8 protein-coding genes are annotated in these 13709 nt (G+C 72.7%); all 8 read right to left on the bottom strand.

Annotated features, from left to right (window positions below):
* Nucleotides 1-522 precede the first annotated feature (522 nt).
* The 8 genes from ACWEQG_RS01445 to ACWEQG_RS01410 all read right to left on the bottom strand — a co-directional run bounded on the left by ACWEQG_RS01445 (nt 523) and on the right by ACWEQG_RS01410 (nt 13549).
* Entirely contained in the window at nt 523-1863 is a 1341-nt protein-coding gene (locus ACWEQG_RS01445; RefSeq protein ID WP_452280702.1) for a pentapeptide repeat-containing protein, read from the bottom strand.
* A 210-nt stretch (nt 1864-2073) separates the two neighbouring features.
* Nucleotides 2074-3624, bottom strand: coding sequence for a recombinase family protein (locus tag ACWEQG_RS01440; protein ID WP_452281647.1), 1551 nt, complete (start codon nt 3622-3624; stop codon nt 2074-2076).
* Nucleotides 3512-4582 carry a hypothetical protein gene (locus ACWEQG_RS01435; RefSeq protein ID WP_452280700.1) on the bottom strand — a complete coding sequence of 357 codons (1071 nt, stop codon included), beginning with the start codon at nt 4580-4582 and terminating at the stop codon, nt 3512-3514. The genes ACWEQG_RS01440 and ACWEQG_RS01435 overlap by 113 nt, the downstream gene beginning before the upstream one ends.
* Nucleotides 4583-4752: 170 nt before the next feature.
* Nucleotides 4753-5850, bottom strand: a complete 1098-nt coding sequence (locus ACWEQG_RS01430) for a helix-hairpin-helix domain-containing protein (protein WP_452280698.1) — start codon at nt 5848-5850, stop codon at nt 4753-4755.
* A 155-nt stretch (nt 5851-6005) separates the two neighbouring features.
* Nucleotides 6006-6854 carry a DegV family protein gene (locus tag ACWEQG_RS01425; RefSeq protein WP_452280696.1) on the bottom strand — a complete coding sequence of 283 codons (849 nt, stop codon included), beginning with the start codon at nt 6852-6854 and terminating at the stop codon, nt 6006-6008.
* Nucleotides 6855-7032: 178 nt separating this feature from the next.
* The gene (gene hutI / locus ACWEQG_RS01420; RefSeq protein WP_363471851.1) at nt 7033-8241 is read right to left on the bottom strand and encodes an imidazolonepropionase; all 1209 of its coding nucleotides are present in this window, start codon (nt 8239-8241) and stop codon (nt 7033-7035) included.
* Nucleotides 8242-8692: 451 nt separating this feature from the next.
* Entirely contained in the window at nt 8693-10096 is a 1404-nt protein-coding gene (gene hflX, locus ACWEQG_RS01415) for a GTPase HflX (RefSeq protein ID WP_452280694.1), read from the bottom strand.
* Between the two features lie 102 nt (nt 10097-10198).
* The gene (locus ACWEQG_RS01410) at nt 10199-13549 is read right to left on the bottom strand and encodes a BTAD domain-containing putative transcriptional regulator (protein WP_452280692.1); all 3351 of its coding nucleotides are present in this window, start codon (nt 13547-13549) and stop codon (nt 10199-10201) included.
* Nucleotides 13550-13709 lie beyond the last annotated feature (160 nt).

The following is a 13709-nucleotide window of genomic DNA, read 5'->3' as shown; positions in this document are numbered from 1 at the left end:
AGCGGCACGGCACGTCGAACGGCGGCACTGAGTAGTCCGGCTGCCCGTGCATGGTGCGGGCCGCAGCGATGGCTCGGCGATCCTGCCGGGCCTCCCATGCGTCCGCCCGTGCCGACCGGCCTGGGGTGCCGTTGCCTGCGACATTGAACGCGGAGTGCTCGTCGCGGATCGCCTCAGCCTCCGAGATCAGCGCCGCCTCGCGGGTCGGAAAGTGCTCGAACGTCGCATACGAGGGCGGGCCGCGAGCATGAGGCCCGCGCGATGTACCTCGACTGATCGGTCCCAGACACGCCGCAGCCCCCGGCCCTGACGGGGTCGGGGACTGCCTGCTGCTCAGCGCGTTGCCCTGCAGCGGCGCGGGCCGCGTTGGCACATGCGTAGGCGTGGAGGGTGAGGCCGGCGGGACTGGTCTTGTCGTCGTCGGTCTCGACCAGGCATCCGGCCTGGGTGGCGATCCCGCGCGCCGCGGCTGACACGGCGAGGCGGGATAAGGGAATCGCGGATGGCGATCCGGTGCCGGTGTCAGGCCTCCTCCTCCTCGGTAGCCATAGGAGGAGCGACCGCGTCCGGGGCGGGGTCCGGGTCAGGTTCGTCGGCGGCATCGGAGGAAGGCGCTGGCAGGTACAGCCCAGGAGCGGCCGCCGGCAGCCCGGTGGGTGGGTACGACCAATTGGCAACGGCTTCGAACCACACCTCGCCGCCGGAGAACTCCGCCCCGTTGAACGACACCTGGCTGCCGGAGAACTCCGCCCTGTCGAATGGCACCTCGCCGCCGGTGAACAGGGCCCGGTCGAACGACACCTCGCCCCCGGCGAACTTTACCGAGTCGAACCAAACCTGGCTGCCGGAGAACTCCGCCCCGTCGAACAACACCTCGCCGCCGGAGAACACCCCCTCGTCGAACCACACCGCGCCACCGGAGAACACCGCCCCGTTGAACGACACCTCGCCACTGGAGAACACCGCCTGCCGGAACGACACCTGGCTGCCGGTGAACTTCGCCCAGGTAAATGACACCTCGCCGCCGGAGAACACCGCCTCGTCGAACCACACCGTGCCGCCGGAGAACACTGCGTCGATGAATGAGACCGCACCGGCGGAGAACACCGCTCCGATGAACGACACCCGTCCGCCGGAGAAGGCGACGCCGACGAAGGTGGCGTCGTGGTCGAAAACGACTCCAGTGAAGTCCAGATCGCTGCCGCGCCAGGAGACGGTTGCGTGCTCACGGAGGTGGGCGGTGATGAGGCGGACGATGGTGGCACGGACCTCGCGCATGGCCCGCCAGGTGGCATGTTGGGCCGCGTCCTGGGCTGGATCGGGTTCGGGTTCGGGGGGCATGCGCAGGTAGGCGCATAGGACGTCGATGCACATCTGGCGTCCGCCGTCCCAGTCGTCGGCGAGTGCGGCCAGGGCGTGCACGCCGGCCAGACGGACCGCGGGGGCGTTGCTGCCGAGCTTCTCGGTGGCTTTGTCGAAGCGGTCGGCGTACAGCTTGGTGTCCTCGCGGCGGGCGTCGTCCTCGGACAAGCGCTGCTTGCGGTAGGCCACAACCAGGGCGACGGCGCCGCCGATGCCGCCGACCACGGCCAGGGCGATCTTGACGAGCTCCAGGAGGGTCGTGGAGGTGAGCGGCGTCAGCGCGGACTTGGAGGGCCAGCCGATCCACGACAGCACGGCGGCCAGCAGGCCACCGGCGACGGCGACGGCCGCTGCCAGGGTGAGCGCCAGGGCCACGCCGATGTGTAGCAGGTGGACCGGCCGGTGCCTGGTGGCCCGGAGGGGACGCCGGAGGCGCAGGCGGACCTTCAGACCGGCCAGGGGGGCGATGGCGCGGCGAAGTGGGTGGAGGAGTCGTGGCACGCCTTCAGAATGGCGGGCACGGCCCCGGCGCGCCTGGCGACCCAGGACGCGGCAGGGACCGGGCCCGGTGGGTGTGACGCGGCTCGGGCTCGTCTATGCGCACCAAGTGCCACCATCGCTGCGTCTGCGCGTGCCCAAGCGGGGACTCGCTGATCCCGACGTAGAGCAATATCCCGGCTTCGTCGAAGAACCGGTAGACGGTGGCGGTCATCACTCGCCCGCCTGCTGTTCCACCACTGCGAGCGGGTCCGACCCCGGGTCCTGCATGCCGCGCCAGGTGATGCGCGTGACGTCGGGGTCCCAGTCGTTGTAGTTCCGCCGTCCCTTCCCGACGGGCAGCACCTCGATCTTCTGGATCAGCGCGCGGATCACCTCCCGCTTGCGGGGCATATCGAGGGCGGCCCACCGGGCTGCGACCACCTCCCGGTCGGGGTGCACCAAGTCGTCCACCGCCGGGATCGAACGGATGGACTTGGCCCGTTGTTTCAGCCGCTCGATCTCCGGCAGCATCATGGCCTCGATCTTCGCGAGGCCGACGTCGGACAGTTCCCCAGCGGCGGCCTTGATGTAGAAGGCATCCAGCCGCTTGGTCTTGGCGTCGATCTCCTCCAGCAGATTCCGCAACTGGTCCGGCTGATCGTCCGCTGCCCAGATCGGTTCGGCGTCCAAACGCACCAGGCGGGCGACGATGACGTCCTCCACCAAGGTGTTCAGACGCCATTCCAAGCGGGCGACATGAAACGCACTACCGGCCCCGGTTCCGGGCGCGCGCCGCCAACACGAGTACGACAGCGCGCCGCGGTTCTTGACTACTCGCATCAGCGCATGGCACACCCCGCACTCGGCGATCCCGGACAGCAAGTGCTTGATCGCCGGGTCCCTCTGGATCTTCCGCGCCGGGTCCGTCAACCGCGCGAGGCAGGTGTAGAAGTCCCGCTCGTCCAGGATCGCCGGCCACGTCGCCGGGCCGACGTCCTTGCCCCGGTGGACCCGCCGGGCGATGTAGCCGGGGTTGGTGACCTGCTCCTTGACCTGTTCGGGCCTCCACCCGAGCAAGGCGCGGCGCGGAGTGGGAATGCCCCGCCGGTTGAGCACGGTGGCGATCTTGATCAGGCTGTGCCCGGCGAGCACCATGCGGGCAGCCTCCCGGATCACCTCCACGGGCGTGTACCAGGTGACCGGCAGCGGTCCGGTCAGGGGCGTCACGCACCCGCCGGCGATGGCAGCCCGCGGCGTCTCGTCGAGCAGCTGCGCGGACAGCGCGCCCGTGCGCGCGTCGTACTCCCGCCGATACCCATAAAGGATCTTTCCGTGCGGCTTTCCGGCCGCCGCAGTGGACGCCGTCGTCCGCAGAATGCGGTCGCGAGTCTTCTCGCTCTCGTACGCGGAGTCGACGCCGTCCTCGGCGAGGCTGCGCCAGTCGCGGGCGATGCGCACGTCGTAGGTTCGGCCGTGACTGGTGATGTGGATCAGCACGGCGCGGTCGCGGCAGATGTCGAGGAAGTCGAGCCACTCTCCTGCCTTCCGGTCGCCGCGGCTGCTTTCCCACATGACGAGCACGCCGTACCGGCCAGCGTCGAGTTCGGCGACGAGCTGGGGCCAGTCCTCGCGCTCCTTACGGGCGAAGCGGCTCGCGCTGATGCCGTCGTCAGCGTAGACGGCGGCGATGTTCCACCCATTGGCGGCGCATGCGGCGCGGTTGAGCTTCTCCTGATCGGCGACGGAGCGCTGGTTGAGCTTGCTGACCCGGTCGTAGATCACGGCGTCCACGCGGGGGGTGTCCAGAATCACGGCGTCCATGGCCGGGAAGCCTACATGCATAGAACTGTTGACAACCAGGATTCGCGCCCGATACTGCGGTGAGATGGCCGAGCCCCGCCGTCGCCAGGTCGAGCCGCACCTCCTCGTCCAGGCGCGACACGTCGCCGACGACCAGGCCGGGCAGCAGCCCGCGCTGGTCGTCCGGCAGCACGTCGCTCGCCTCGCGCAGACCGGCGCGCAGCGCTCCGGCGGCCCGTTGCACGGCCGAGGGCGCGCCGATCGGCTCGGGCGCCCCCCGGACGAGCATCACCGCCGCGACCGGTTCACCCTGCTCCGCCGGGCTGAACCGCCCGCGTACCCTGACCCGCTGGCTGGGCAGCAGCGGACGCCATCCTTCCGCGGGACCGATCAGCACGACGGGCACGTCCACGGCGTATCGCTCCCGGGCGGCCGACACCAGCAGCAGCCGGGCCCGGACGACCGCCGTCTCCCGCCGGGCCACCCCGCCCTGGTGCGGCCGGATGCGCGGGTCGTCGCTGATCTCCGCCTCGGCGGTCACCGTGGCGCCCCGGCCGGCCAGGTCCGGCACGGGTCCGGTCGTCACCTTGAGAACCGTGAACGCCGCGACCGCGGCCGTCACGGCCACGGCCGCGAGCACCGCCATCGCGATCCTGGCGGCGGCCCCCGGCGCTCCCGCTGGACCGGCGAACTCGCCGGCATGTCCCCCTTCGGTCCGTGAGCCCGTCTCGCCGGTCCCGTCCCCACGCCGCTCGGCCGCACGGCCATGCTCGACGCTGCGGCTCCGCTCGACGTCACGGTCCCGCTCGGCGTCGTGATTCCGCGGCCGCCGCGCCACCGCCCACGTGACGACGCCCGCCACGGCGGCGGCCAGCGCCACGGCGGCTCCGGCGACGGCGGGGCAGCCCAGCACCACGAGCGCGGTGAGCCAGGCAGCCATCGCTGGAGCGGCCAGTGCCGCCGGGCCGGGCCCCGTCCTGCCACGCCCCTGCTCCTCGCGCCCCGGCTCCTCGCGCCCCGGCTCCTCGCGCCCCTGGTCATCGCGCCCCGGCTCATGGCCGGTTCCGGCAGCCGGCTCGCCCCGCCCGCTCTCGTGATGGCCGGCGGCGGTCACACGGAGACCTTGTCGCGCATCTCGGCGAACTTCCTGTCTCCGATGCCGGGGACCTCCTTCAACTGGTCGACGCTCTGGAAACCCCCGTGGGCGTCCCGGTAGTCGACGATCCGCTGCGCGATCACGCCGCCGATCCCGGGCAGCGCGTCCAGTTGCTCGGCCGTGGCGGTGTTGAGGTTGACCACCCCGGCTCCCGGCATCCCCGGCGCCGATCCCGGGGCGGCGCCCGAGGCGGGGCCCATCCCGGCCGTCACCGGGCTTCCGGCGACGATCTGCTCCCCGTCCGTCAAGCGCCGCGCCAGGTTGATACCGCCCGGCTTCGCACCCTTCCGGAGACCACCCGCGGCCTCGATCGCGTCCGCGACCCGCGAGCCGGACGCGAGGACGTACACCCCCGGATCGCGGACCTTGCCCGTCACATACACCACGACCCGCGCCGGCGAGCCGGGTGTGGCGGCCACGGCTCCGGCAGAACCCGCGACGTACGCCGTCGCGCCCGGCCCGGCGCCGTCGGCGGGGTCCGGCCTCGCGTGGGACGCCGGACCCGGCGCAGCCCCGGGGCCGCCCGCGGAGTCGGCGGCGGGACGGAGGTCCTGAACCGCGGCGGCCGGGATCGGCGGGGCGATCGGCTCCGCCACCGGCCTCGACCGCCAGGCCAGGATCCCGGTGACGATAGCGGCCAGAAGCCCGGCGGCAACCAGCGCCCGGAGCCCGGGCATGCCCGGGTCGAGCCGTGGCAGGGCGCGACCGAGGGCCGCCCGTCCGAAAGCCAGCCGTCCGAGCATCCGCGTGTCCCGCGGGGGCGTCCCCGGCCGGTCCGCGCGGACTTCCCACCGATCGGCGGCCTCCTCCGACAGGTCCGAAGCCTGCCGGTACGGATCCTTCTCCGCCTTGTCCGGCGGATGGTCCGGCGGACGGGCCTCCGTACGGACGACGTGGGGCGCGCCGAACGACGGTGGCGGTCCGGGCGGGGTCGGCGTCGACCGCAGGCGGACGGACGGGGGCACCGGATCGAGTGGTCGCAGCAGCCCGCGCAGGCGGGACTCGCCGACGACGGCACCGCGTACGGCCCCACGAGACTCCTTGCTTCGCACGCAACGGACGGTAGGCACCTGCCGTGGCCCGATCCGCTCCCGAACGTGATTCTGTGGACAACCCGCGGCCGTCGAATCACCCCCGCGCCGTAGAGGCGCGGCCGGCGCCGAACGGCACCGTCTCGCCCGGCCGCACTTCACCGCACGGCGGAGGATCAATCCACGGGGGCGACGGTGACCCCGAGCATTCCGGGGCCGACGTGGGCGCCGAGGACCGGCCCGATCTCGGCCACCCACAGCCGTACGAGCCTGGGCAGCCGCGCCGTCAGTTCCTTCGTGAGCGCCTCGGCCCGCTCGGCCGCCATCAGGTGCTGCACGGCCACGTCGACCGGCCGGTCCCCGGCTGCCTCGACGGCCAGGTCCTCCAGGCGGGCGAGGGCGCGGCTCGCGGTGCGCACCTTCTCCAGCACGCCGATCTCGCCGTCCGCCATACGCAGCAGCGGTTTGATCGACAGCGCCGACCCCAGGAGATTGGTCACGCGGCCGATGCGGCCGCCGTGACGCAGGTAGTCGAGCGTCTCGACGTAGAAGAACGTGCTGGTGGAAGCGGCCCGCCGCCGGGCCACGCCGGCCACCTCGGCGGCCGCGGCTCCCGCCGTGGCCGCCCGCGCGGCGGCCAGCACGGCGAAGCCGAGCCCCATGGCCACCGACCCGCTGTCGACGACCTCGACCGGAACGGAGGATTCACCCGCGGCGAGACGCGCGGAGTCGGCGGTGCCGGACAACGCGCCGGACAGGTGTACGGACACGATCGCGGCGGCGCCGTTCGCCGCGGCCCGGCGATAGGCGTCCGCGAAGCGCTCGGGGGCCGGGCGCGAGGTGACGATCGGCGACCGGTCCTTGAGAGCGTGCGTGAGAAGACCGGCGTCGAACGGGGTCACGTCGTCGATCTCGCGATTGCCGAGGAGCACCTGAACCGGTACGACGGTGATGTTCCACCTGCCGGTCGCCTCGGCACCTAGGTACGCCGTGGAATCGGTGACGACAGCGACAGATGGTGACATATCGCGAGATTACCCAGCACTGATCGCCCGGCAACCTCTCTGTGAAACTCGGCCCCGCCGGCACGCACCGAAATCCCGCGGAACCGCGTGCCGCGGCCTCACCGCGAACGGCGCGCGGCGTACGGCGCGATTCACGACCGCCGCCCCGCGAAGCCGGGCGAGGGGCGATCGGGGGCCGTCACTGGACCGGGACGCCGCCCCGCCAGACCCGGCGCGGCTTGAGGCCGAACGACCAGGCGAACGCGCCCTCGTGGTCGGCGTCCCACTGGACGATGTCGGCGAGACGCCCGGGCGCGAGGATGCCGCGGTCGGGAGCGCCGAGGACCTGGGCGCCGCCGAGGGTCGCGGCCCGCAGGGCGTCTCCGACGCTCATGCCGAACGCCGCCACCGCCAGGCTGATGACCAGGGACATCGAGGTGATGCCGCAGTGGCCGGGGTTGTGGTCGCTGCCGAGCGCGATCGGGACGCCCTGGGCCAGCATCCGGCGCACCGGCGGGAGGTGGCCCACCTGCAGCGCGGCGCCGGGGCAGACGACGGCGGGCACGCCGTACCTCGCCATCATCGCGATGTCCTCGTCCGAGGCGTGGTGGAGCAGGTCGGCGGAGGCGCAGCCCATCTCGGCCGCGAGCTGGACGGCGCCGCGCCGGTTGTAGGCGCCCGCGTGGATGCGCGGCAGCAGCCCGACGTTGCGGCCGGAGGCCAGCACCCAGCGGGCCTCCTCCGCGGTGAAGTGGCCGTCGTCGCAGTAGACGTCCACGCTGTCGGCCCCGGCGCCGGCGGCGTCCGCGCACCAGGAGGCCACGGCCTCGACGTAGTCGCGCTGGCGGCCGAAGTATTCGGGCGGCACCACGTGGGCGGCCAGGAAGGTGACGTGGACCCGCGGCATCATCGGCTCTTTCTCGAGCTCGCGCAGCAGCCGCACGTCGGCCAGCTCGCCGTCGCGGGTCAGGTGGTAGCCGGTCTTGGCCTCGACGGTCGTCGTACCGCCGAGCAGCCACTCGCGCAACCGCTCACGGACGCCGTTGCACAGGGTCCAGGGATCGGTGCCGCGCGTCACGGTGACGGTCGAGCCGATGCCGCCGCCCGCCGCGGCGATGGCCGAGGCACTGGAGCCGCCGGACCGCATCGCCATCTCGGCGTACCGGTTGCCGGCGTACACGGGATGGGTGTGCGCGTCGATGAGGCCGGGCGTGACGAGCGCTCCGCCGAGGTTCTCCACATGGTCGACGTCGACGATGTCGTCCACGACTCCGGGAACGCTCTGGGGAAGGTCGGCGGCGCGGCCGACCCACGCGATCCGGTCGTTGTGCACCAGGATCGCGGCGTTGCTGCACACATCGTGCCCGGTCCAGAGCCGGCCGATGTTGGTGAGAAGGCGAACGGTCATGCGACCACCTGCGCAACATCCGTGGACGGCGAACGGCCCCCGCCTGCGGGCGCCTGGCCCGCCGGGTCCGCTGCGCGTCCGGACGTCATTGGGGGGTCTCCTGCCTCATCGCGCACCGATGTTGTGCGATGACCCTACCGCCGGGATCTCGAACCCGGGCGATTCAGTTCAGTTACGGTATTTCACAGGCGGGCTGGATGTACAGGGTTAGCGACAGAAACCCGCGCGGTATCATGCGCATCGCCGCGCATCAGTCGTCTCACACGCTGCGGCGGGATCGGGATCGACGACGTCGATCCAATGGCCGCGAACGCCTCGGATAGGGTGACCGCACTGCCTGGAGTCATGTTGTTACCCACACAATAAGGTCCCATTAGGCTTTCCTTATCGTAGCAAGGGCAACCCTTGGCGGGCCACCGACACGCGGAAGGTGACCCGCCGATGGCAGGTGTCAGACGGTCTCGACGGGCTTCGCCACCCGGTCCAGCTCCGCGTACAGGTCCGCGAGGACCCGGGCGTGCAGGACCGTGCCGTCGCCGGTGTGCTCGAGCGACAGGACCTCGCCCTCGCTGTGCGCCCGCGCGATCAGGTCGCCCCTGTCGTACGGCACCAGCATCCTGACCTCGTGGTCGAGGCGGGGAAGCTCACGCTCGATCATCGACATCAGCTCGCCGATCCCGGCCCCGGTGCGGGCGGAGACGACGGCGCTGTGCCGTTCCTTCATCGTCAGCCGGTCCAACACCACCGGGTCGGCGGCGTCGGCCTTGTTGACGACAATGATCTCCGGAATGTCCCGCGCGCCCTCGATCTCGGACAGCACCTCCCGGACGGCCGCGATCTGCGACTCGGGGTCGGGGTGCGACCCGTCCACCACGTGCAGGATCAGGTCGGCGTCGGCGACCTCCTCCAGCGTCGAGCGGAACGCCTCGACGAGCTGGTGGGGCAGGTGCCGTACGAAACCGACCGTGTCGGCCAGCGTGAACAGGCGGCCCTCGGGCGTGCGCGCCTTGCGCACGGTGGGGTCGAGGGTGGCGAACAACGCGTCCTCGACGAGCACACCCGCGCCGGTCAGCCGGTTGAGCAGCGACGACTTGCCGGCGTTGGTGTATCCGGCGATCGCCACGGCGGGCACGTCGCGGGCCTGCCGGCGGTGGCGCATGGTCTGCCGGGCGGTCGACATCTCCTTGATCTGCCGCCGCAGCTTGGCCATCCGCTCGCGGATCCGCCGCCGGTCCAGCTCGATCTTGGTCTCACCGGGGCCGCGGCCGCCGATGCCGACGCCGCCCGCGGCGCGACCGCCGACCTGGCGCGACAGGTTGCCACCCCAGCCTCGCAGGCGCGGCAGCAGGTACTGCAGCTGCGCCAGCTCGACCTGCGCCTTACCCTCGCGGCTCTTCGCGTGCTGCGCGAAGATGTCGAGGATCAGTGCGGTCCGGTCGATGACCTTGACCTTCACGACCTCTTCGAGCTGGCGGAGCTGACCTGGGGTCAGCTCACCGTCGCAGATCACGGTGTCGGCGCCGCTGGCGGCCACGATGTCGCGCAGCTCGACCGCCTTGCCCGATCCGATGTAGGTGGCGGGGTCGGGCCGGTCGCGGCGCTGGATCAGACCCTCCAGCACCTGGGAACCGGCGGTCTCGGCCAGGAGCTTCAACTCCTGCAGCGAGTTCTCCGCGTCCAGCGCGGTGCCGCCCGCCCAGACGCCCACCAGGACGACGCGCTCCAGCCGGAGCTGCCGGTATTCGACTTCGGTGATGTCTTCGAGCTCTGTCGACAGACCCGCTACGCGGCGGAGCGCCTGGCGCTCTTCCAGTTCGTAATCGCCCATGGCGAGGTCTTCGGGCTCGTTTCGCATATATGTCATCTCTACTAGACAGAACAGTCTGACACCCCGATGCCTTCCCGGCCCGGGCGCCTCCGTCGATGGTGACACGACCCTGGGGAGTGCCGCACTCCCTTATGTGCCAAGTCGGGCCACAAGTCGCGCGCTCTCCTCCGCCCAGTGATCAAGGCCGAGCCGGACGTGGACCTCGTGCGCACGCCGCGCGTGGTCCCGGGCCCGCCCCCGCTCGCCCATCGCCAGCGACAGCATCGCCAGCGCCTGATGGATGGAGCCCCAGCCGACCGTGCCGCTGCCGTGCAGGGCCAGCCGGTCCGCGTACGGCGCCAGCATCTCGTACAGGTTCGAGGGGTCGGGGACGCCGAGCTGAGCCGACACGTACGACCAGATGACGGCGACGAACTCCCCCGACCAGTCGTCGGGGATCGTCGTGCCCCATCGGGCGATCAGGTTCCGGGCCAGCTCGCGATCGCCCACGTCGAGCGCCGCGAGCACGGCTATGGGACGCAGCGGGTCGTTGTGCGGCTGCGACGCCGCCGTGACGACCTCGTCGAGGATCTCGGCGACCCTGCCCTGTCCCCGCCGGCAGGCGTAGAGCATGGTCGGCCGCACGACGCCCAGGCCCCACATGCTGCTGTCGCCGAAGACCTCGCCGAGCTCGCCGGCGAGGCGCTCGACCTCGTCCCAGCGGCCGTCGAGGGTCAGCCGGGCGGCCTGGGCGATGCGCACCATGGCCGTCAGCTCAGGTCTGCTGACCTCCTGCAGCAGGTGCTCGGCGCGGGCCAGGTCCCGGTCCCATTCGTCCAGCTCCCCCGCCCTGAACAGGCACGCCATCCGGTGCACCCGGGCCACGATCTCGGCTGCGGCGGGCAGGTCGGGCACCGCGAGCATCTCCTCGGTGGCGCGGCGGCGCTCGGTCTCCCGCTCCGGCACCCAGGACGCGATCATGTAGTTGTTGAGCACCTGGAGGAGCAGGGCGGGATCGCCGATCCCGCGGGCGATCCGCACGGCCTCCGCGACCATCGCCTCGCCTTCGGCCCGGCGAGGCCCGTAGTTGAGCTCGATGCCGAGAGTGCCGAGCAGCGCCGCCCGGTGGGCGTCGTCCAGCGGACCCGCCAGCAGGTTCTCGAGGAGGGCGACCGTGTGGTCGTCGACCACTCCGTACGGCCGCCAGTTCCAGACGCTGAGGGTGCCGAACACCGCCACTGCCTCCACCAGGGCCGGCCGGTCGCCCGCGCCCTCCGCCAGCCCGATGGCCTCCTCGAGTGCCGCCCGTGCCCGCACGACGTCCCCGACGACGCGCAGCGAGCGGCCCAGCTCGATCAGCAGGCGGCACCGCCTGGCCGGGTCGCGCGCGCCGAGGGCGAGCAGCGCCTTGTCCCACAGCTCGACCGCCTCGTCGTACGCGCGCTGCGCCGTCGCCTGCCTGGCCGCCCTGGCGGCGTAGCCGACGGCCTTGTCCGCTCCCCCGACCCGCGCGGCCATGGCGAAGTGGTGGGCGAGGACGGGCAGGCGCGCCGCCCCGTCGCCGCCGGGCGGCGCCGTCGGCAGGGACTCCAGGGCCTCCGCCACGCTCAGGTGGAGCCTGGCCTTCTCCAGGCGGCCGAGCCCGGCGTAGAGCGCGTCACGCACCAGCGCGTGCGAGAAGCGGTAGTCGAAGCCTCCCGGCGTCTCGGCGAGCACGCCGACGGCGACGGCGGGCTCCAGCAGCGACATCACCTCCTCCGCGTGGGTTTCCGTGAGCGCCTCCAGCACGTCGAGGCTGACGTCGCGGCCCAGGACGGCGGCGCGGCGCAGCAGGTCCCTCGTGGGGTCGGGCAGCCGCGCGACCCTCCGCTCGATGACCTCCATGACGCCTTCGGGCACACCCAGCGACGCGGCGTCGAGCCGGTGCTCACTGCCCAGCAGCCGCAGCAGCTCGCCGAGGTAGAAGGGGTTGCCGCCGGTGCGCCGATAGAGCACCTCGGCGAGCGCCGGGTCGGTCAGGTCGTGCCGCCGCAGGAACGCGGCGACCTCCTCCGCGGTGAACGGCGCGAGGGTGAGGCGCTCGGTGCCGGGCTCACGGGTGAGGGCGGCGAGGGTGTCGCGCAGCCGCTCGGGCTCCCTGCCCGGCTCCGGCCGCACGGTGGCCAGCACCAGCACGGGCCTGCGGTGCAGCTCGGCCGCGAGGAAGGCGAGCAGCCGCAGCGAGGCGGCGTCCGCCGCGTGGAGGTCGTCCAGCACCACCAGCGTCGGTGTGCCCGGCCGGGCGAGCGCGGCCAGCACGCCCTCGTACAGCTCGAAGAGCGCGGCCTCCGGATCGGCGGCGGCGCCGCCCTCGCCCGCGAGGAGCCGCGCCGCGGCCCGGCCCCGCTCCCCCAGCTCGCGCAGCGCCTGCAGCCAGGGCCAGAACGGCGGCGCCGCCTCGGCCTCCACGCAGCGGCCCCAGACGACCGCGACGCCGCGCGCCTCGGCCTCCTCCGCGGCGAGCTGGGCCAGCCGGGTCTTGCCGATCCCCGGCTCGCCGGTCACCAGCAGCACGCCGCCGCGGCCCCGCCGTACGGCGCCGAGCCGGTCGCCGAGGCGGGCGAGCTCGTGCCTGCGCGCGACGAGGGCCGCGGACGGCGGCGGCTCGGGCGCCGGGAGGGACGGCTCCTTCGCCGTCAGGGCGGCGGCCGGCCGCTCGGCGGCGGGCGTGCCCAGGGGCGCGGGCGCGTCCAGGGACGGCGACTGCTCCAGCACGGCCTGCTCCAGCCGCCGCAGCTCGGGTCCGGGCTGCAGGCCCATCTCCTCGGCGAGCAGGGCGCGCACCCGGCGCAACGCACCGAGCGCGTCGGTCTGCCTGCCCGACCGGTAGAGGGCGAGGACGAGCAGGCTCCACAGCCGTTCGCGGTACGGGTGCGCCTCGACCAGCCGCTCCAGGTCCGCGACGCACGAGGGCCCGTCGCCCGTGGCGAGCCTGGCCTCGAACCGGTCCTCGACCGCCACCGCCCGCAGCTCGGTCAGACGGGCGATGACGGGCTGGACGAACTCGTAGGCCGCGAACTCGGCGAGCGGCTCGCCCCGCCACGTCTCCAGCGCCCGGTCGACGAAGGCGCGCACCGCGGCGTACTCGCGCCGGGCGAGCGCCCTGCGGCCGTCCTCCACCCAGGAGACGAAGCGTACGAGGTCGACCTGGCCGGGCGCGACGGACAGCAGGTAGCCGGGCTCGCGCGTGAGCAGCACGGCGGGGGGCGTGCGCGGCCTGCGTCCCGGCTCGAGCACCTTGCGCAGGTTGGAGACGTACGACTGCAGCGTCGCGGTGGCGCTGGAGGGCGGCTCGTCCGCCCACAGCTCGTCGATCAGCCGGTCGAGGGAGACGATCCTGCCGGGCTCCAGGGCGAGGACGGCGAGCACCGCGCGCTGCTTGCGCGGGCCGAGGTCGATGACGCGGCCGTCGCCGCCGGTGACCTCGAAGGGGCCGAGCAGCCGGAAGGACAGCGTGTTCATGACCGAAACCCCTCTAATCGCTGCGGCAAGCGTAGAGCCGGGACGACCGCCACCGGAACGGTCCACTTGGGGGCGACTTGGACGGTCTCCAAGCCGCGCTCATACGCGCTCCGATCCCCGTGTCCCACGGTGGTCCCGCACGAGGAACCCACCATGTGAA

The sequence above is a fragment of the Microbispora sp. NPDC004025 genome (assembly GCF_053604425.1).
Note: the sequence above shows the minus strand (reverse complement) of the source record. Positions and strands in the feature narration are given on the sequence as shown.